This is a genomic window from Burkholderia sp. HI2500 (genome assembly GCF_002223055.1).
In the GTDB taxonomy this organism is placed as follows: domain Bacteria; phylum Pseudomonadota; class Gammaproteobacteria; order Burkholderiales; family Burkholderiaceae; genus Burkholderia.
The window spans coordinates 2,098,571-2,119,400 of sequence record NZ_NKFL01000006.1 but is presented as its reverse complement, the minus strand read 5'-3'; the positions used below and the strand labels follow the sequence as shown (position 1 = coordinate 2,119,400).

Sequence of the window (20,830 nt, the reverse complement as noted above, 5' to 3'; positions counted from 1 at the left end):
GCGTGGATGTTACAAATCCCGCCCGAGAAACTCGGTGCCCGGCACCGGGTTGAACGCGACGGGCGGCGCGGGCGTGAAGCCGAGCGACGCGTACAGTTTCCTGGCAGCGACGAATTCGGGCAGCACGTCGCGGCACATGCGCGCATAGCCGGCCGCCTTCGCGTCGTGCAGCAGCCGTTCGACGAGCCGGCGGCCGACGTTCAGCCCGCGCGCGTCGGGGCGTACATAGACGCGCTTCATCTCGCACGTCGTCGCGTCGATCTCGCGAAACGCCGCGCAGCCCACCGCGCGCTCGCCTTGCCACGCGAGCAGCAGCTGCCCCCGCGGCGCCGCGTACTTGCCGGGCAGTGCGGCGATTTCGGGCTCGTAGTCCTGGAATTCGAGGCTGACGGTCGGGCTCGCGATGTACTCGCGGAAGATCGCCTCGACGGCACGGGCGTCGTCGGGATAGCGGGCGGCGCGAATCTCGATCATGGGGGCGGCGCGAATCACGGGAAAGAGGGCCAGCATAGCAGCGCAAAGCCGCTTTCGGCCATGCGCGAAGCATGCCAGAATCAGCGGCTCGACCCTCGGACACGACACGCAGGCGCTGGCGATCCGGCGTCGCTCACCAAGGAGACTTCGATGACTGCATCGGCTGCCGTACTCGCCATCCTGGCCGCGCTGTTTCTCGGCGCGATGATTCCGGGCCCGAGCTTCGTGCTGGTTGCCCGCAATTCGATCGGGCTGTCGCGCCGCGACGGGCTCGCGACCGCGCTCGGCATGGGCATCGGCGGCATCGTGTTCGGTGGCGTCGCGCTGGCCGGGCTCTATACGCTGCTGCAGGCCGTCGAATGGCTGTACGTGGGCCTCAAGGTGGCGGGCGGCGCGTACCTGATCTACATGGCGTCGAAGATCTGGCGCGGCGCCGACCGGCCGATCGCGATGGACGATCCGCAGGCGATGGCCGGCGGCAGCGCGCGCAAGTCGTTCTGGACGGGCCTCACGACCCAGCTCAGCAACCCGAAGACGGCGATCTGGTACGGCAGCATCTTCGCGGCGCTGCTCCCGCAGCATCCGCCGCTGTGGTGCTATCTGGCGCTGCCGCCGCTCGTGTTCGGCGTCGAGTTCGGCTGGTACACGATCGTCGCGCTGTGCTTTTCCACGCGCCGGCCGCGCGAGCTCTACCTGCGCGCGAAGAAGTGGGTCGACCGCATCGCCGCCGGCGCGATCACGCTGCTCGGGCTGCGACTGATCCTGAATGCGCCGAAAGCGGGCATCTGACCGCATCTAACCGCTTCCATTCCCGATCTGCATCGCACGGCGGCCGGCCATTCCCGTGGCCGGCTGCCGGCGCGCGCCGCGCGAACGCGCATCGACGTCAGCATCACGCTTCGCTGAACCGCGCCAGCAGCGCCGCGAACCGCGTGTCGTCCGGAAATGCCTTCACTTCATACCGCACCGGGCGATGCCCGGTGGCCGTCATCAGGTCGCCGCACGTGTGCAGCAGCTCCGCCATCGGCACGTAGGCGGATTGCCCCGTCGAGCCGCGATGGAGCGCGACGATATCCGTCTCCGGCAGCAGGGAAGGCACGCCGTCGCTCCATACGCTGACGCTGAACAGGCTGCCGTCCTGGCGTTTGTACACCGAGTAGGTCGCCACGAAGAGGTCGGTGCCGTCGCGCTCGTGCACGTCGTTGAGCAGCATCCGCTGATCCTGGTAGTCGCCCGCGAGCTCGCCGATGCGCAGCGCATGCAGCTTCGCTTCGAGCCCTGCCGGCACGAAGCGCCGCCAGGCGGCGCCGTCCCAGCGCAGCATCAGCGGCGGCAGCGGGCGCGGCTGCGCCTGCGCCTGTTCGGCGAGGTCGACCATGGCGGCGAGCCCGGCCGGGTTGCGGTCGCCGGTGAGCAGCAGCACCGCGCGGTTCGGCGCCATCACGACCGGCGCACCGGCGATCGGCTGCCGGTGGAGCAGGTCGGTCAGCAGCAGCCGCGCCGCGTCGTACGAGTCGTCGAATTGCGACAGGAATACCCCGTTCGGCAGCGCGGCCCACGGCGTCGACGATGCGGCCCGCAGGTTGTCGATCGCGATGTCGCAGGCTTTGTCGAACGAGACGCCCCATCGGTCGAGCGTCGCGGTCGGCAGGCGCGCGATGTCGAGCTCGCCGTCGTACGCGATGCCGATTTCGATGTTCTCGCACAGCGGCCGGAACGCCAGCTCCGTGATGCCGAACTGCCCGGCCGTTTGCAGCGCCGTCACGCAGCGCTCGGTCGCGCTGCGGATCACGGGGCGCAGCTTCGCGCGCGCGGCGGCGAAATCCGTCGGGATCTCGTGCTGCATCATCGCGTTCGCCTGACGCTTCAGCACGGTGTCCCGCTCGGACGGCTTCGCGGCCGCGTAGTCGTGGAACAGGTTGTGCAGGTTGATGATGTTCGACGGCACATCCGACTGGACGAGGCAGCCCTTCTCGTCCTCGTGGCGCCAGGTGCGTGTGTCGCCCGATGCGCGCAGCGTGGCGATCAGGCGTTCGGCGAAGGCCTGCGGGGTCGGCGGTTTGCCGAAACGGTCGCGCAGGCGCGAGACGAGATTGGCAAGCATCGTGTGCGGTCGGGCCGGGCCCGTCTGTTGTCATCGTGGGTCGGTGGCGCCTGCTCTCACAGGCGCCGCCCGCGGCCGGCACGCGTGGCTCGGCGGGTGCTTTGATGGTAGTGCAACGTGGCCGGTATCGTCGGACGATATTTGCGATGGGCGATGGGCGATGGGCGATGGGCGATGGGCGATGGGCGATGGGCGACGGGCGACGGGCGACGGGCGACGGGCGACGGGCGAGGGCGAGGGCGAGGGCAAGGGCAAGGGCAAGGGCAAGGGCAAGGGCAAGGGCAAGGGCAAGGGCGCGGTGGAACCGTCGCCGCAGCCGCCCCCGGTCGCCCGCCGAGCCTTGCGCGGCGGGCGTTCGCGTGTGTCGCCCGCCGCGCCGATCGGCGCCGCTTCCCCGATTCTGGCGGCCGACCGCCCGGCGACGTGTAAACTGCTGCCTTTTTTGACGGTTTGCAGCATGGTGCAAGCACCTCCGCGCCCGGCGCTGAGCGGCCCGGCGCTCGTCCGGCTGCTCGCGCGCCTGGCCGATGCCGACGTCGCGGAATCCCGGCAGACGCTGTCCGACCGGCTGAGCCAGTGGCTCGGCTGGACCGACGCGATCACGCTGTCGTCCGCACTGAACGCGAGCCCGCCCGGCGTCGCGGCCGGCGTGCGCGGCTACGACGCGGAGCGCGACTGCGCGCGCGTGCGCCACGAGCTCGCGCAGGCGATCACGGCCACCAACCGGCCGCGTGCGCGGCGCCGGCCCGGCGATCCGCCGCCGCCGGCCGCCGACACGGCCGATTTCGCGGACTTCCGTCAGCGTTATCTGACCCTGCAGCAGGACATGGAAACGGCGATCGGTCAGTTGCGTGGCCGCCTGCGGGTCGCGGTCGCCGCGCGCTCGTCCGGGATGGCGCGGCTCGCGACGCTCGACGCGATCATGGAGCGCGTGCTCGGCGCGCGCGAGCGCAGCCTGCTGTCGGCCATCCCCGCGCTGCTCGGCACCCGTTTCGGGCGGCTGCGCGACGCGGAGCGGCAGGCGCTGGCCGACGCCGAATCCGCGGCCGCGGCCGCAGCCGCAGCTGATCCGGCCGACGACGCCGCGGTGGTAGCCGACGCCACGGCCGTCGCGGCAATCGTGCCCGGCGCATGGCTCGATACGTTTCGCGACGAGATGCAAAGCATCCTGCTTGCCGAACTCGAAGTCCGGTTTCAAACGGTAGACGGGCTGCTCGCGGCCCTTCGCACCAGCTAATCAACACGCTATGTCCAGAATTCGCCTTGATCTCGTTGTCTTCGTCGCCGGTCTGCTCGCTGTGGGCTGGATCGGCGTCGGCTATGTCGCGTCGAACCCGCTGGCGTCGGCCGTCACGCTGCTGATCGCCGCGTGCTACGTCGCCGGCGCATGGGAACTGCTGCGCTACCGGCAGGCCACCGCCACGCTGTCGCGCGCGGTCGCCGGCCTGACCGAGCCGCCCGCGAAGCTCGACACGTGGCTCGACACGCTGCACCCGGGCCTGCGCGGCGCCGTGCGCGCGCGGGTCGAAGGCGCGCGCGTCGCGCTGCCGGGCCCGTCGCTCACGCCTTACTTGGTCGGCCTGCTCGTGCTGCTCGGCATGCTCGGCACGCTGCTCGGGATGGTCGTCACGCTGAAGGGCACCGGCGCCGCGCTCGAAAGCGCGACCGATCTCGACGCGATCCGCGCGTCGCTGATCGCGCCGGTGAAGGGCCTCGGGTTCGCATTCGGCACGTCGATCGCCGGCGTCGCGACCTCCGCGATGCTCGGGCTGCTGTCCGCACTGGTGCGCCGCGAGCGGATCGACGCGGCCCAGCAGCTCGACGCGAAGATCGCGACGACGCTGCGCGTGCATTCGTCCGCGCACCAGCGCGACGAATCGTTCCGGCTGCTGCAGCGCCAGGCCGACGTGATGCCGGCGCTGGTCGACCGGCTGCAGACGATGATGACGACGCTCGAGGCGCGCAGCGTCGCGCTGCACGATCGCCAGATCGAAAGCCAGCAGGCGTTTTTCGACCGCACCGAGCGCGCGTATGCGGGCCTCGCGTCGAATGTCGGCGACGCGCTGAAGGAAAGCGCCGCCGAAAGCGCGCGCGTGGCCGGTGCCGCGCTGCAGCCGGTCGTCGCAGCGACGATGACTGGGCTCGCGCAGGAGATGGCCGCGCTGCGCGATACCGTGACGGGCGCCGTGCAGCGTCAGCTCGACGGGCTGACGGACGGCTTCGAGAAGACCACCGGCAACGTGACGGCCGTCTGGAACCGCGCGCTCGACGAACAGCGCCGCGCGGGCGATGCCGTCGCGCAGCAGCTGCAGACGACGCTCGGCCAGTTCACCGATACATTCTCGCAGCGTTCGACGGCGCTGCTCGACGGCGTGGCGACGCGCCTCGAATCGACTGAAAGCCGCCTGTCGGAAGCATGGCGCGATGCGCTGTCGCGCCAGGAGCAGGTCGGCGAGACGCTGGCCGGCCAGCATGCGCGCGCGCTGGGCGAGGCCGCCGCGACGTTCGAACGCCATTCGGGCGCGACGCTTGCCGCGATGCGCGAGTCGCACGCGGGGCTGCAGACGCAACTGGCCGCACGCGACGAGGAACGTCTCGCCGCGTGGAACGATTCGCTCGCCGCGATGGCCGCGAAGCTCGGCGACGAATGGCAGCGTGCCGGCGCGCACAGCGCAGGCCGCCAGCAGGAAATCTGTGACGCACTGGCGCAAACGACGCGCGATCTCGCGACACAGGCATCGACGTTCGAGCAACGTTCGAGCGAGTTGCTGTCGACGATCCGCGATTCGCATACAGGCCTGCAGACGCAACTGGCCGCACGCGATGAAGAACGTCTGTCCGCATGGAACGATTCGCTGGCCGCGATGGCCGCGAAGCTCGGCGACGAATGGCAGCGCGCCGGCGTGCATAGTGCGGGCCGTCAGCAGGAAATCTGCGACGCACTGGCGCAAACGACGCGCGATCTCACCACGCAGGCTTCGACGTTCGAACAACGCTCGAACGCGTTGCTGTCGACGATCCGCGATTCGCACACGGGCCTGCAGACGCAGCTGGCTGCACGCGACGAGGAACGCCTCGCTGCATGGAACAACTCGCTGGCCGCGATGGCCGCGAAACTGGGTGACGAATGGCAGCGCGCAGGCGTGCACAGCGCAGGCCGCCAGCAGGAAATCTGCGACGCACTGGCGCAAACGACGCGCGATCTGACCGCACAGGCTTCGACGTTCGAACAACGCTCGAACGAGCTGCTGTCGACGATCCGCGATTCGCATACGGGCCTGCAGACGCAGCTCGCGGCACGCGACGAGGAACGCCTCGCTGCATGGAACGACTCGCTGGCCGCGATGGCTGCGAAGCTCGGCGACGAATGGCAGCGCGCAGGCGTGCACAGTGCGGGCCGTCAGCAGGAAATCTGCGACGCACTCGCACAAACGACGCGCGATCTCACGGCACAGGCTTCGACGTTCGAACAACGCTCGAACGAACTGCTGTCGACGATCCGCGATTCGCATGCCGGCCTGCAGACACAACTGGCCGCACGCGACGAACAGCGCCTCGCGGCATGGAACGACTCGCTCGTCGCGATGGCCGCCGCGCTGCGCGACGAATGGGCGCAGACGAGCGCACAGGCCGCGACGCGCCAGCAGGACATCTGCGACACACTGGCCCGCACCGCGAACGACATCACCGCGCAGGCACAGGTGCATGCGAGCGACACGATCAACGAGATCGCGCGTCTCGTGCAGGCTGCCTCGGAGGCGCCGAAGGCCGCGGCCGACGTCGTCGCCGAGCTGCGCCAGCGCCTGTCCGACAGCCTGGTGCACGACACCGCGATGCTCGAGGAACGCAGCCGCCTGCTCGCGACACTCGAAACGCTGCTCGGCGCGGTCAACCACGCGTCGACCGAACAGCGCACCGCGATCGACGCGCTCGTCAGCACGTCGGCCGACCTGCTCGACCGCGTCGGTGCGCGCTTCAACGACACCGTCGATGCCGAGACGCGCAAGCTAGACTCGGTGGCCGCACAGGTCACGGCGGGCGCCGTCGAGGTCGCGAGCCTCGGCGACGCGTTCGGGATGGCCGTGCAGGTATTCGGCGAGTCGAACGACAAGCTGCTGACCCATCTGCAGCGCATCGAGGCCGCGCTCGAGAAGTCGCTCGCGCGCAGCGACGAGCAGCTCGAGTACTACGTCGCACAGGCGCGCGAGGTGATCGACCTGAGCATGATGTCGCAGAAGCAGATCGTCGAAGACCTGCAGCAGCTCGCCGGCCGGCGGGCGAGCGTCGGAGCGTAACGCATGCACGACGAAATCGACGGCGGCGCGTCCTCCGCGCCGGTGTGGCCCGCGTTCGCCGACCTGATGTCGGTGCTGCTCGGCGCGTTCGTGCTGATCCTCGTCGGCGTGATCGGCATGCAGCTTCAGCTCACGTCGAAGCTCGAGGAAGCCGTGCGTGCGCGCCAGCAGGAAGCACAGCAGCGCAAGTCGCTCGAGCAGGCGCTTGCCGGGCCGCTCGCGGCCGGCCGCGTGACGCTCGTGAACGGCCGTATCGGCATCAGCGGCAACGTGCTGTTCGCATTGAATTCCGACCAGTTGCAGCCCGCGGGCCGTGACCTGCTGAAGACGCTGGCCGCGCCGCTGGGCGCCTACCTGACGACGCGCGACGAGATCCTGATGATCAGCGGCTTCGCCGACGACCAGCAGGTGCATGCCGGCAACCGCCTGTTCGCGGACAACTGGGAACTGTCGGCCAAGCGCGCGTTGACGGTCACGCGTGCGCTGATCGACGCCGGCGTGCCGGCGTCGTCGGTGTTCGCGGCCGCGTTCGGCTCCGAGCAGCCGGTCAGCTCGAATGCGGACGATGAAGGCCGCGCGAAGAACCGCCGCGTGGAGATCGCGCCGGTGCCGCGCAAGTCGGCATCGAACGGAGGGAAGACGAAGTGACCGGCGAAGCGACGCACGTTCGCGCGACGCTCGACGCATGGCGCGAGCAGGGCGCCGACCGGCTCGATCCGGTGCGCTTTCACCGGATCGACGCGCTCGAACGGCGCGCGGCCGCGCTCGAAGGCGATGCGCGCGCGTTGCTCGATGCGCGGCTGGCGACGTTGCTCGAAGGCTTCGCGGAAGTCGTTGCGCGCGCCGATGAAACGGCAACCGCAAGCGGCGCGGCAGGTACGCCCGCACGCGGTGCGCTGGCGGAACTCGTCGAGCGGCTCGCGCGCGATGCGCAGGCCGACCGGCGCGGGCTCGATCCCGAGCTGGTCGACTACTTCCGCACGATGTGGTCGAAGGTCCGCACGGAACAGCAGTACCGCCAGTCGCTCGACCAGGTGCCGCGCAACGCCGGGCCGCTCAATTCGAACAGTCTCGTGCACCGGTCGCTCGCGACGATGCGCGAGTTGTCGCCGGCTTATCTGCAGCAGTTCCTGTCGTATGTCGACGCGCTCGCGTGGCTCGAGGATCTCGCCGGCGGCGGCGCGCAGCCCGAGAAGGAAGCGCCGCGCGCGAAGGCGACCAAGCCGGCGAAGAAGGTGACGCAGGTGACGCGCGCGAAGGCGCGGTAACGAACGCGGGTTGCTACCGGCCCGGCTCGGCCTCCTGGATGACCGTGCGCAGCGCGTGCAACGCCTCGGCCAGCGCCGACGCGAACGGCGGATGCGCGGCGATCCCCGCCGCGTCGAGCTGGCTCCCGAGGATCGGCAGCGTGATCGACGCGCGCTCGACGATGTTCGCCGACATCACCGACAGCGTCTCCCGCAGCGCCGCGTCCGCATGCGTCGCACGCGGCGACGCATTCAGCACCGCGACCGGCTTGTACACGACGGCCTCGCATCCCACGATCCAGTCCAGCGCATTCTTCATCACGCCCGTTACGCCGTGCGCGTATTCCGGGCTGGCGATCAGCAGGCCGTCGGCGGCATTTACACGGTCGATCAGGTCGCGCACCGAGGCGGGCGACGGATATTCGGTATCGGGATTGAACAGCGGGAATTCGCCGAGACGATCGAAGCGCACGATGCGCATGCCGTGCGGCGCGACGCGCGCGGCCGCGTCGAGCAACGCGGCGTTGTACGACTGCGCGCGCAGGCTGCCGCACAGCGCGACGATGTCGACGTGGCGGTCGGAGTCGGTTCGGGAATCGGTGGTCATCGATGTGCGTGTCGGTTGGCGCGTCGCGTAGCAGCGAGCGTCGCGTGGGTCGCACGGATTATCGCACCGGCGTTCGGGCGGCACCGGCCATCCCCGCCGCGCGCGCGAACTCCCCGATCTCCCATCCATGACCGAGCATCAGCCGCCGCGTATGCAGCGCGCCGTGCACGTCGTCGGCGACGGTTTCGCCGAGATAACGCAGCGCACGGCCGTCGATATCGACGAAGCCGTGCCGGTAATCCTGCGCGAGCGCCGTCCACAACTGCGCGGCGCCGACCGACTGGCGCGCGCCGCTGATCAGGCACAGGCCCGCGTCGAGCCCCCAGCGATACAGCGTCGTCGCGAGCCCCTTGCGCTGCGCGGACCCGCGCAGCCGCGTATGCGGCGCGCGCAGGTAGCGGTCGGCGCGGCGCGGGATTTCGGGCAGGCGGTTGAACACCGTATAGCCGGCGAGCTGGCGCGCGGCCGGATCTTCGACATACAGGAAGTACTCGCCGTCCGCCTCGCGGTGGCGGACGATCAGGCCGGAGCGGCCGAGCGCGACCGCCGGCAGGCCGTGCAGGCGATGGCCGGGCTGGTGGAGACGCGCGTAGAGCGTGTCGAGTTCATCGTCGATGTCGTGCTGGGAATGCTGTACGTCGATACGCATGGCAAAGGTCGCCCGTCCCGGGCGGTCCGAGAAAGTGGTTCATCGCAAAGGGGAAAGGAATGGCTGCGGCCCCCGGGCTCGGCGAAGCGAGCCGGGGCCGCGAATCAGCTGGGGATGTGCTGGAAACCGGCAGCGATCGCGGCGAGGCCCGCGATGCAGAGTGCGAACAGGATCAGGACTTTGTGGATCACGTCTCTCTCCTCAAGAATGCGCGGCGCCGGAGGGCGGCATCGCGGAGACGGTGAGCGGCGGGCACGGCCCACGCGGCCGTCGTGCGGGACGACGGTCGAAGGTCCGGGCGACAGCGCGCGGGTCGGGCGCTGTATCGCACGCGGACGGGCAGCACCATACGCGACGTGATCCGGGTGGGCAATCGGACTGGGGGAGAAAAGCGACGAATCGTGTGGAATCGAGATGTTTCGCGACGATTGGTCGCAAGGGCGACGCGAATGCGCCGGCGCGAACAGGACGTGCATTGCGGCATCACGCGCGTGCTTTTGTTGCAAGCGCACGACACGGCGGTCGCTACATCGATTCGGCCGCGAAACGTGTCGGTCGCAAACCAGAGGTTTGACCAGATTGTCAATCAGGAATCTGAACGTCAATTCTCGACTGAAAGATTGGAGACGGCATCCCTCACGGATGAAGTAAGAAACCCCCCGGTTCGATTGACGATGGCAGAGCGCTGATATGCCCGAATTCTGCTTATTTGATCGGATTCGTCGTCGAGCGATTGATGTGATGCCGATCATGAGACAGCTACGAATATCCATTTATCTCAAATATCGGCAGTATTTTTAAAAATATATTCCGATTGTTAAAAGGTGACGGAAGTTTCAGGCCATTTGGAGTGGCACTCGACCTGAATGAGGGAAAAATCGAGGCGTACCTGTCCGGAAAGTCGATTGTGGCTATTCCAGAGCGACACGGCTTTATCAATTCCTGACACTCTTCCGACAAATCTTTCGATATATTTCGGCGCGAGAGACCAACCAAATTCGCTGCAACCTGAGTGAAGAAAAGGCGGGGAAATCCGGGAACGTCGATTTCGACGTTGCCAACCTTTTCGTCAGTTGTCGCGGCGTTCCAAACTCATTCGCCTGGTGCGCAAAATCGCACCCGCCGTACCATGAACAAGAACCAATATCGTCTGGTATTCAGCCGCGTACGTGGCATGTTGATCGCGGTCGAAGAGACAGCCAACTCGTCGGGGAAGACAAGCCGTGGAGAAGCCGTCCGCGTTGCGCAGCCGCTGCGCGTAGCGGTGAGGTTCGCACTGCGCCATGCGGCGTTTGCGGCGCTGCTGGCGGCGGGCGTGGCACCACGCTGGGTGCAGGCACAGGTGGTGGGCGCAGGGGCGAATGCACCGTCGGTTGTGCAGACTGCGAACGGCTTGCCACAGGTCAATATCAACAAGCCTAGTGGGGCCGGCGTTTCCCTGAACACCTATTCCCAGTTCGATGTGCAGAAACCCGGCGTGATCGCAAACAACTCGCCGGTGATGACGAACACGCAGCAGGCCGGCTATATCAACGGCAACCCAAATTTTGGTGCACATGATGCAGCCAGAATCATCATCAATCAGGTCAACAGCAACAACCCTTCGCAGTTGAGAGGGTATGTCGAGATCGCCGGCCAGCGGGCCGAGATGATTATTTCGAACCCGTCTGGTCTGGTGGTCGATGGCGGCGGCTTCATCAACACGTCGCGCGCAATTCTCACGACGGGAACCCCCAATCTGAATGCGGACGGATCGCTGGCCGGTTTCAATACGACGCGTGGCCTCATTACGGTGCAAGGCGCCGGCCTGAATGCGAAGAAGGTCGATCAGGTGGATCTGATTGCCCGGGCCGTTCAAACCAATGCGGCCATTTACGCGAACAACCTGAATGTGGTGGCCGGCGCGAACCAGGTCAATCACGACACGCTTCAGGCGACCCGAATTCAGGGTGAAGGCGCCGCGCCGGCCGTCGCAATCGATGTCGGTCAATTGGGCGGCATGTACAGCAACCGGATTTTCCTGGTCGGCACGGAGGGCGGTGTCGGGGTTCGGAACGCCGGCACGATTGCAGCCGACGCGATGGGCCTGACGCTGACGACGGCCGGCCGGCTGGTGCAGGCCGGCAAGATGAACTCGCTCGGCAACGTCGCGATATCGGCTGCGGGCGGGATCGAGAACAGCGGCACGACCTATGGCCAGCAGTCGGTATCGCTGAATACCGGTGCCGATGTAGTGAACACCGGTACGCTCGCCGCCCGGCACAACGTGGGCGTGAACGCCGGTACGCTGAATTCGACCGGTACACTCGGCGCGGGCGTGAATAGCGACGGTGCCGTCACGCAGGCGGGCGACCTGCAACTCGCGACGTCAGGCCAGTTGAATGCCAATGGCAAGAACGTTGCGGGTGGCGACCTTTCGGTGACGGGCCACGATGTGAATCTCGCCGGCAGCACGACGGCCGCGAACGGCAACCTTGCACTGACCGCGACGAATGGCGACGTAAACCTCGAGAACGCGACGACGAGCGCTCAAGGTTCGGTCACGGCAAATGCCGCGGGCACGGTCATCAACGATCACGGGCAGTTGACGAGCGGCGGCGCTACGACCCTGACGGGCGGCAACGTGTCGAACCGGAACGGCAACGTGTCGTCACAGGGGCCGCTGTCGGTAACGGCTGTCGATCAGCTTGCGAACCAGTCCGGCGTGTTCGTTTCGCAGAGCACGATGGCGCTGCGGGGCGGCACCGTCGCGAACAATCAAGGCACGATCCAGAGTGCCGGGCATGCCGAGGTCGGCGGGGTGACGATCGACAACACGGCCGGCCGGATAACCTCCCTCAACGCCGATGGTCTGGTGCTGAACGCAACCGGTCAGCTCACGAACGTGGCGGGTACGACGGCAAACGGTGCGCACGGTGGTGTGATCGGCGGCAACGGCGATGTTTCGGTCCGCGGCGCAAACGTTGTCAACCGCGGCGCGATCACTTCCAACACAAATCTGCATGTTGCAGGCCAGTCGGTCGACAACGGTGGTGGCACCCTGCAAGCCGCGCAGAACGTTGCGGTCGACGCCGGCTCGTATCTGATGAACAACGGCGGCTCAATCGTCGGCCAGACGGCCACAGTCAGCGCCACGACGCTCGACAACAGCGCCGGCACCGTGCAGGCCGGTCAGGTCTCGTTGAATGCGACGGATCTCGTGAATCACGGCGGCACGATCACGCAGACCGGGGCCGGGGCGATGAGCGTGAACGTGTCGGGCACGCTCGACAACTCGAATGGCGGCACGCTGCAAACCAACAGTACCGACCTGACGCTCGCCCCTGCCGCACTCGTCAACGACGGCGGCACGATCACCCATGCCGGCAACGGCACGCTGACGTTTGGCGGTGGTACGGGTTCGGTGTCGAACGTCGGCGGCGCGATCGCCAGTAACGGGAGCGTCGTCGCGCAAACCGGCACGCTGAACAACACGTCGGGCTCGATCAACGCGCAGACCGGATTGACGGCGACCGTCGCCGGCACGCTGAACAACGCGAACGGCAAGCTGTTGTCGAACACGGATCTGAGTGTCGCCAGCGGTACGCTGGCGAATACCGGCGGTCAGATCGGTGCGGGCACGAACGCGACGATCCACACCGGCTCGATGACGAACCAGGGCGGCTCAATCGTCGCGCCGAACCTGTCGGTCACCGCCGATTCGACGCTCGACAACAGTGGCGGCAAGCTCGAGGCGAATCAGCTTGCGTTGACGGCCGTAAATCTCGTCAACCACGGCGGCACGATCACGCAATACGGTTCGTCGGCAATGGGCATCAATGTAAGCGGCACGCTCGACAACTCGGCCGCCGGTGTGATCCAGACCAACAGCATGGACCTGACGCTTACGCCGGCCGAACTGAACAACGCAGGCGGCACCATTACGCACGCCGGTACGGGTACGCTGACGATCGCACCGGGCAATGGCGCCAGCGCGCTGAACAACGCGTCGGGCACGATCGTGACGAAGGGACAAGCCATCGTCAACGCGGCTACCTGGAACAACGCCGGCGGTATCCTCGCGGCGCAGCGCGGCATCGACGCGACCATTGCGGGCGACGTGAACAACGCACAGGGTCTGCTGCGATCAGACGCGTCGCTGTCGTTGAAGAACGGTGGTGCGCTGTCGAACCGCGGCGGGCATGTCCAGGCGGGGCAATCGACGGCCGGCGACACCAGTACGCTGGATATTCAATCGGCCTCGATCGACAACGCGGATGGCGCCATTGTCGACCTCGGTGCGGGCAAGATGACCGTGCAGGGCGGCACCCGGATCACGAACGGCCACGCTGGCGGCGTATCCGGCATGGGGGCGATCACCGGCAACGGCGACGTGACGATCGGCGCGGCGTCGATCAGCAACACGCAAGGCGGTCAGCTCAGCGGCGCATCGCTTCATGTCCAGGGCAACACCCTGGACAACAGCGGCGGCACCATTGGCAACGTTACGAATTCGACCGGCGACGTGAACGTCACGACGACCGGCGCGATCACGAATACGGGCGGTCAGATTAGCTCGACTCACGACTTATCGGTCGCTGCAGCCACGCTGCAGGGTGGCGGCACATACAGCGCGACGCACGACGCCAACGTGAACCTGCAAGGCGACTACACGGCGGCGGCCGACACTCAGTTCAACGTCGGTCACGATCTCGCCTTCACGTTGCCCGGCACGTTCACGAACAACGCGAACCTGCAGTCGGTCAACAACCTGAGCGTCGACGCGGGCAACATCGTCAACGTGGGTGCCCTGACTGCCGGCGGCCTGCTGCGCACGCAGTCGACCAACCTGACCAATACCGGCGCGCTCGTGGGCGCGAGCGTGTCGCTCAACGCGAAGAATACGATCTCGAACCTCGGCCCGACCGCGCTGATTGGCGGATCAGACACTAACGGCACGCTCGAAATCCTCGCGCACGACATCGAAAACCGCGACGACACGACCGCAACTGATTCGATGGCGACGACGGCCATCTTCGGCATGGGCAAGGTCGTGCTGGCGGGTAGGAAGGACGCAAGCGGCAACTACACGAACGCCGCGCTCGTCAACAACGTGTCGGCCTTGATCCAGTCGGGCGGCGACATGGAACTGCACGCGGACAAGGTGACGAGCACGCGTCGCGCGATGAAGACGTCCACCAGCCAGATCGATCCGGCATCGCTCGCGCAGTTCGGCATTCCGATCAGCGGTCGCACGGGCCAGATCGGCGTGAAGGATCCGGACAGCATCGGCGGCGTCTACACCGAGCCGCCTCATGGCGGTCAGTGGAACAGCACGTATCAGTTCACGACCTACTACGCGGACAGCGCGACGGCGACGACCGTGACGGACATCAGCCCGGCCGCGCAGATCGTGTCGGGCGGCAAGATCGATGCGTCGTCGGTCGGCACGCTGCAAAACTACTGGAGCAACCTCGCGGCGGTCGGCGACATCAAGATGCCGGCCTACTACGACGCCGACGGCTGGGCGGCGTCCGGCCAGAAACTGCCGGGCGTGTCGGTTTCCTACTCGGGCCAGTATCACTACAACAACTACGACAACTCGGAACACGACTGGCAGTTGCCGTTCGGCAACGCACCTTTCGTGACCGGTCGCCCGGGCGGTTACACGCAGGCGGCACCGGCATCGATCAAGGATTACAAGCTGCCGAAATATGACTCGACGTTGAGTTCGAACGGCACGATTTCGGGCACGGGTGTCAGCGTCAACAATACGGCGGGCAACGCATCGATTCCGTCGCTCGGCTTGCTGCCGGGGCAGTCGGTGCCGGGTCTCACGCCCACCAACCTGAGCGGCAACGCGAGCGGCGCGAAATCGGGGGCGTCAGCCGTGCACGGCGGCTCGTCGACGCCGGTCGATCCGATCATCGCCAGTGCGACGGCGCTGAACGTCCTGAACAACCTCACCATTCCGCAAGGCGGCTTGTTCAAGCCGACGACCGCGCCGAATGCGAGCTACGTGATCGAAACGAATCCGGCGTTCACGAACCAGAAGAATTTCATTTCCAGCGACTACTTCTTCGGTCAGCTCGGCGTCGACCTCACGCATATCCCGAAGCGGCTCGGCGACGGTTTCTACGAGCAGCAGCTCGTGCGCAACGAAGTCACCGCGCTGACCGGCAAGGCCGTGCTCGGGCCGTACGCAGACCTGCAGACCATGTATCAATCGTTGATGGCGGCCGGTGCGGATCTGTCGAAGTCGCTCGATTTGCCAATCGGCGCGAGCCTGTCGGCCGATCAGGTGTCGAAGCTGACCAGTAACGTGGTCATGATGGAAACGCGTGTGGTCGACGGTCAGTCGGTGCTCGTGCCGGTCGTCTATCTCGCGAAGGCCAGCCAGCAGAATATCGACGGCCCGTTGATCAGTGCGACGAACATCGATTTCCAGAATGCGCAGTCGTTCACGAACAGCGGAACGATCAAGGCGGACAACACGCTGGCGATCCAGGGCAAGCAGATCGACAACGCATTCGGTGCGCTGCAAAGCGGTGGGCTGATGTCGCTGAAGACCGAGAACAACATCGACCTGACGTCGGCGAACGTGAAGGCCGGCAGCTTGCAGCTCGATGCTGGGAAAGACCTCATTCTCGATACGGGGACGAAGACGAACACACGGGTGAGTCGCGACGGCGCGACGAGCGTGGTGACCACGCTCGGGCCGACCGCTAAGCTCGACGTGGCGGGCGATGCGTCGATCACGACGGGCGGCAACTTCCAGCAGAACGCGGGCAACCTGTCGGTCGGCGGCAATCTCGGCATGAATGTCGGTGGTAACTGGGATCTCGGCGCGGTGCAGACGGGCGAGCACAAGATCGTGCAGCGGGCCAATGGCGTGTCGAATACCGACATCAACAAGGTCACCGGCAGCTCGGTGACAGTCGGTGGGCAATCGAATGTCGTTGTTGGGGGCGACCTGACGGCGAAGGGTGCACAGATCGACCTTGGTCAGGGCGGCACGCTGGCCGCCAAGGGCAACGTGACGCTCGGCGCGGCGAGTGCGACGTCGACCGTGAACAGCAACAGTTCGGGCAGCGACAGTCACGGCAGTTATGCGGAGACGCTGCACATGTCGGATCAGGCACTGACCGGGACGGCGCTCAGGGGCGGCGACACGGTCAATATCGTGTCGGGCAAGGATATAACGCTCTCCGGTAGCACGCTCAGCGTCGACAAGGGCAACGCAAACCTGCTGGCGGCTGGCGATGTGAATGTCGGCGCGGCAACCGAGACACATGAACTCAACTCGCACGAAACGCACAGCCACAGCAATGTCGTAAGCGGCGTGAAGGTTGCGAGCGGGATCGACCAGACGATGACGCTCAATCGCGGCAGCCTGGTATCGGCGGACGGTGTGAACATCGTCAGTGGGAAGGACGTCAATGTTCAGGGCAGTACCATCGTCGGAACGAACGACGTTGCACTCACGGCCGCGCGTAATGTGACGGTGACGACGTCGCAGGATACCTTGCAGTCGTCGAGCTACTACGACAAGAAGGAGTCGGGGCTGATGTCGGGCGGTGGTCTGTCCGTGTCGATCGGCAGCAGTTCGTTGAAGACGACCAGTCAGACGACCGAGGTGTCGAACAACGCCAGCACGGTCGGTTCGCTGAAGGGTAACCTCAGCATCACGGCTGGCAACGATCTGCACGTGACGGGCAGCGACCTCATCGCCGCGAAGAATCTCAGCGGGACTGGTGCAAACGTGACGATCGACGCGGCGCAGGACAAGAACCACCGCGGCGAAACGCAGGAAGTGTCGAAAAGCGGCCTGACGTTGGCACTGAAGGCACCGGTGATCGACGCGGTGTCGAATGCCGTTGGTCAATCGCGCGCGTCGGGCAATAGCCAGGATGGCCGCGCGGCAGCGCTCCACGGAATGGCGGCGGCCAGCGCGGCGTGGGATGCGAACCTGGCCGCAGGCGATGTGGTCCGGGCGCTGGGGGCAGGCGAAACGCCTCAGTTCAAGGTCGAAGTCAGCGTCGGCAGCAGTCACAGCAAGAGCGCATTCTCCGAAGACAGCGTGACGAATCGCGGATCGAACGTGAATGCGGGCGGAACGGTGGCATTTGCGGCAACGGGGAGCGGGCAGCCGGGTAGCGGCAATGTGACGATCGCCGGCTCGAACGTGAACGCGAACGACGTGATCCTGGCGGCAAAAAATCAGGTCAATATCGTCAATACGACGGACACCGACTCGACGCGCAGCACGAACGAGTCGAAGAGCGCGAGCGTGGGCGTATCGTTTGGCACGGGAGGCTTTGGGATTTCGGCGGCGATGTCGAAGGCCAACGGCGACGGCAACAGCGATCTGGCCACGCAGAACAACAGTCACGTGAACGCGGCAAACGGTGTGACGATCATTTCGGGCGGCGATACGAACATCATCGGCTCGAACGTGAAGGGCAATCAGGTGAACGCCGACGTGGGCGGGAATCTGAACATCGTCAGCGTGCAGGACACGCTGACGAGCGCGGCACATCAGTCGAGTTCGGGTGGCGGCTTCAGCGTCAGTCAGGGCGGCGCCAGTGCGAGCTTCAGCCAGAGCAAGGGCAACGCGTCGGGCAGTTATGCGGGCGTCAATGAGCAAGCCGGGATCCAAGCGGGTGAAGGCGGCTTCAATATCAACGTCACCGGCAATACCGACCTGAAAGGCGGGCTGATCGCGAGCAGCGCAGATGCGTCGAAGAATTCGCTGACAACGGGTTCTCTCTCCTTCTCGGACATCCAGAACCAGTCGCATTACGATGCGAGTTCGAGCGGCTTCAGCGCGGGCGCGACGACCGGCGATGGCGGGATGAACTACAACACGCACGGCAGCACGTCGGGCAAGAATACGGGTGGCGCTGCGCCCATGCTTGGCCAGAACGACAGCGGCAGTGATAGCGCGACGACGAAGAGCGGCGTGAGTGCGGGGACGGTGACGATTACGGACTCGGCAAACCAGAAGCAGGATGTGGCGAGCCTGAACCGCGATACGACGAATACGAACGGCACGGTTGCCAAGCTTCCCGACATGCAGAACCTGCTGGCCAACCAGTCGGACATGATGGCTGCGGCCAGCGCGGCTGGCGAAGCCGTGTCGCGCCGGATTGGGGACTATGCTGACGAGATGAAACGGCAAGCCCAGAAGAATGGCGACCAGGCAGGTGTTGACGCCTGGAAGGAAGGCGGAGCGAACCGCGCACTGATGCAAGGTGCCGGCGCGGCGTTGGTGACGGGGTTGGCGGGTGGCAACGCGGTAGGGGGCGCCGCTGGTGCGGCGATTGCGTCGATTGCGTCAGGCAAGCTGAACGAGTTGAGCAGTGCGATAGCGGGCAGCGATCCGACCGGGAACGCCAACATGAATCAGGCGCTGGGCAATATCGTGGCGAATGCGCTTGCGACGGGGGCCGGTGCGGCTGTGGGTGGGGAATCGGGAGCGTTCTCGGGGTACAACGTTGATCGCTTCAACCGGCAGCTGCATCCGGACGAAAGACAGTGGGCAAAGGACAAGGCGACGGACTTCGCGAAGTTCTACGAAGAAAAGACCGGCAAATCGCTGACTGCAGAGCAGGCGCAGAATATGCTGCTGGCGAACGGTTATCGCTTGGTGGATTCGGCGGCAAGCAAGGGGCCGGGAGGGGACGCAACTGCGGTAGCGTATATCAGTCAGAACGGTGGCGGGCTGTTCCATGCGACGTCGGCGGAGTACAACAGTCCGTTCTTGTCTGGGAACAAGGATGGCTCACTGACACCGGAGCAAAGGGCGTTGCCGGGCGCAGTGGCTAATCCAAAGGCCGGACTCGTCATTGCCGGCGGCCTGGTAACTGCTGGACTGGCGTCAGAGATTGCTGCCGGATTAGCCGCTATCCCCGGCGCGCCAATTTTTGGTTCGACCGGAGCTTTGGGATCCAGCTCGTGGGCGTCGCCTATTGGTATTGGTGTCCTGACTGGTAGTGTAAATGCGACATCGCAGTACATTCAGAATGGCACAGTCAATCCTGTTGATGTTGGATATGCTGCGCTGGCTGGCGGAGCCGGCACTTACACCAAGTTCTTTGGGAATGTCGTAATAAATGCGGTGACAGGTGCTCTTGATACCGTCACTAACAATGCGATCTCTGGCAAACACGACAGTATCGCAACCGGCGCAGCGGTGAACGCGGGCGCGGCAGCTATCGGGTATGGTACAGGACTCGCCATGCAAAATTTGATTTCTGTGTTAGCGAAGTCTGGAGTGGGTAGCTTCGGGTGGTCCGGGACAGGAGTTTGGGCGGGATCATCTGGGCAGAATCTGTTTAACCCGAATAATGTTCCTGCAATTGGAGCTGGTATTGGTGCTGCCGCCGGTGCTGAAGCTGGAACGAAAGCCATAAACGATGCCAAATCTCGGTCTGGGAAGTGAAAAATGCTTAGATTGATTGTTTTGTATTTGGCTTCTTTCTTTCTGTCATTCATGTGTTTTGCCTCCATAAAGGCATTTGTGATGATATTTGTGGCCTATTTTTATGGCGGTGGTTTTTTGTGGGATAATAACGACACCAAATTCGTTTTGGTGAACGGAACTCTTCTGGGTATTATTTTTTGTTTTTTTGCGACAGTGGCTTTTGTGCGAAAAAAATGATTCTTGGTGACAGTGGGGTGCCCAATTTAATTCTCCGCAATTGGGGTGGGGCTGCATATGACGTCGTAAATTTTGGTGTAAGTGTTGGAGGTCTTTTCGCGCCTCGCACGCTTAATGTTGGACTTGCTGATGGTCTTGGTCGACCGCAGTCTATGTTTGGCGTGTCGGTTTCTGAGTACAACAATGTCAGGTTGCTCCCGCTAACCAAGATGCCGTTGCCGGGGGTAAATCAGCCTTTGATGTTGTTCGGTGTGGGATCGAGAGGGGGCTGTCTACAATAACGTGTCAAAGGAAACCAAGGCTGGCCACCAATGACTAGAGATTTTTATGCTAAAGCCCGTCTTTTTGTGGCCGTCGCCTCAATATCCTTTGGGACGGGCGTTTTCTGGGCGTTTCTCGTATCAGAGTTGGTTCGCCATTTATTTGGATTCGATGAGAACAAGACATTGATTTTTCTTGGCGGACCATTGTTTATAATTTACTTTATCTGGTGCTGCAGAGTGCTACCAGGAATTCTGACGCGGAATTCTCGCACGTAAGAATCACCGAACAAAGAAGTGCGGCAAACACCGGAGGACATCAGTGAATTGGCGTCGAGAGTATACAACATTTCAAATCTGGTTTGTTATATTGCTTGCATCCGCGTTTGTGGCTGGCTGCAATACAGTCGTAGTGGTTGGGATTTGTAGGTTGGTACTGAAGTTAAGTGATGATGTTTCGGTGTTTTGGATTGGAATTCCAGTCCTCTTGATTCAATTGCCGATATTTTTCAGATATCTACAGAAGCCGCTTCGAACCGCAGGGATGTTGGG

General features: G+C 64.8%; 10 protein-coding genes. 6 read left to right on the top strand and 4 right to left on the bottom strand.

The features are described 5' to 3' along the window. Positions 1 to 9 precede the first annotated feature (9 nt). A complete protein-coding gene (locus CFB45_RS27170; protein WP_089428197.1) occupies positions 10 to 474 on the bottom strand; it encodes a GNAT family N-acetyltransferase in 465 nt (154 codons plus the stop codon). A gap of 150 nt (positions 475 to 624) precedes the next feature. Here CFB45_RS27170 and CFB45_RS27165 point away from each other — a divergent pair, with 150 nt between their 5' ends. Beyond that, a complete protein-coding gene (locus CFB45_RS27165; protein WP_069252865.1) occupies positions 625 to 1,263 on the top strand; it encodes a LysE family translocator in 639 nt (212 codons plus the stop codon). 103 nt (positions 1,264 to 1,366) lie between these two features. Here CFB45_RS27165 and CFB45_RS27160 read toward each other — a convergent pair whose 3' ends face one another. Continuing rightward, on the bottom strand, positions 1,367 to 2,578 hold the full coding sequence (locus tag CFB45_RS27160) for a hypothetical protein (RefSeq protein WP_089428196.1): 1,212 nt from the start codon (positions 2,576 to 2,578) through the stop codon (positions 1,367 to 1,369). A gap of 457 nt (positions 2,579 to 3,035) precedes the next feature. Between CFB45_RS27160 and CFB45_RS27150 the strand changes: the two genes are divergently transcribed. The 4 genes from CFB45_RS27150 to CFB45_RS27135 are packed head-to-tail and all read left to right on the top strand — an operon-like array spanning position 3,036 to position 8,141. Beyond that, positions 3,036 to 3,815 (top strand): DUF3348 domain-containing protein, encoded by a 780-nt coding sequence (locus CFB45_RS27150; protein ID WP_089428194.1) that lies wholly within the window; start codon positions 3,036 to 3,038, stop codon positions 3,813 to 3,815. A gap of 10 nt (positions 3,816 to 3,825) precedes the next feature. Then, entirely contained in the window at positions 3,826 to 6,873 is a 3,048-nt protein-coding gene (locus CFB45_RS27145) for a DUF802 domain-containing protein (protein ID WP_089428193.1), read from the top strand. 3 nt (positions 6,874 to 6,876) lie between these two features. Next, a complete protein-coding gene (locus CFB45_RS27140; RefSeq protein WP_089428192.1) occupies positions 6,877 to 7,521 on the top strand; it encodes an OmpA family protein in 645 nt (214 codons plus the stop codon). Further along, complete coding sequence (locus CFB45_RS27135; protein WP_089428191.1) at positions 7,518 to 8,141, top strand: DUF2894 domain-containing protein; 624 nt, start codon at positions 7,518 to 7,520, stop codon at positions 8,139 to 8,141. Before CFB45_RS27140 ends, CFB45_RS27135 begins: the two co-directional genes overlap by 4 nt. Before the next feature lie 13 nt (positions 8,142 to 8,154). Here the strand turns inward: CFB45_RS27135 and CFB45_RS27130 are convergent, their stop codons facing one another. Both CFB45_RS27130 and CFB45_RS27125 read right to left on the bottom strand, forming a co-directional pair. Beyond that, complete coding sequence (locus tag CFB45_RS27130; protein WP_089428190.1) at positions 8,155 to 8,727, bottom strand: NADPH-dependent FMN reductase; 573 nt, start codon at positions 8,725 to 8,727, stop codon at positions 8,155 to 8,157. Positions 8,728 to 8,785: 58 nt separating this feature from the next. Further along, positions 8,786 to 9,376, bottom strand: coding sequence for a histone acetyltransferase (locus CFB45_RS27125; protein WP_089428189.1), 591 nt, complete (start codon positions 9,374 to 9,376; stop codon positions 8,786 to 8,788). 1,129 nt (positions 9,377 to 10,505) lie between these two features. Between CFB45_RS27125 and CFB45_RS27120 the strand changes: the two genes are divergently transcribed. Next, the gene (locus tag CFB45_RS27120) at positions 10,506 to 19,799 is read left to right on the top strand and encodes a hemagglutinin repeat-containing protein (RefSeq protein WP_179255106.1); all 9,294 of its coding nucleotides are present in this window, start codon (positions 10,506 to 10,508) and stop codon (positions 19,797 to 19,799) included. The last annotated feature ends 1,031 nt before the right edge of the window (positions 19,800 to 20,830 follow it).

What these genes read in the sequence shown, in the direction of transcription:
- CFB45_RS27170 (WP_089428197.1), bottom strand. Translation starts at nt 474, where the DNA reads ATGATCGAGATTCGCGCCGCCCGCTATCCCGACGACGCCCGTGCCGTC.
- CFB45_RS27165 (WP_069252865.1), top strand. Translation starts at nt 625, where the DNA reads ATGACTGCATCGGCTGCCGTACTCGCCATCCTGGCCGCGCTGTTTCTC.
- CFB45_RS27160 (WP_089428196.1), bottom strand. Translation starts at nt 2,578, where the DNA reads ATGCTTGCCAATCTCGTCTCGCGCCTGCGCGACCGTTTCGGCAAACCG.
- CFB45_RS27150 (WP_089428194.1), top strand. Translation starts at nt 3,036, where the DNA reads ATGGTGCAAGCACCTCCGCGCCCGGCGCTGAGCGGCCCGGCGCTCGTC.
- CFB45_RS27145 (WP_089428193.1), top strand. Translation starts at nt 3,826, where the DNA reads ATGTCCAGAATTCGCCTTGATCTCGTTGTCTTCGTCGCCGGTCTGCTC.
- CFB45_RS27140 (WP_089428192.1), top strand. Translation starts at nt 6,877, where the DNA reads ATGCACGACGAAATCGACGGCGGCGCGTCCTCCGCGCCGGTGTGGCCC.
- CFB45_RS27130 (WP_089428190.1), bottom strand. Translation starts at nt 8,727, where the DNA reads ATGACCACCGATTCCCGAACCGACTCCGACCGCCACGTCGACATCGTC.
- CFB45_RS27125 (WP_089428189.1), bottom strand. Translation starts at nt 9,376, where the DNA reads ATGCGTATCGACGTACAGCATTCCCAGCACGACATCGACGATGAACTC.
- CFB45_RS27120 (WP_179255106.1), top strand. Translation starts at nt 10,506, where the DNA reads ATGAACAAGAACCAATATCGTCTGGTATTCAGCCGCGTACGTGGCATG.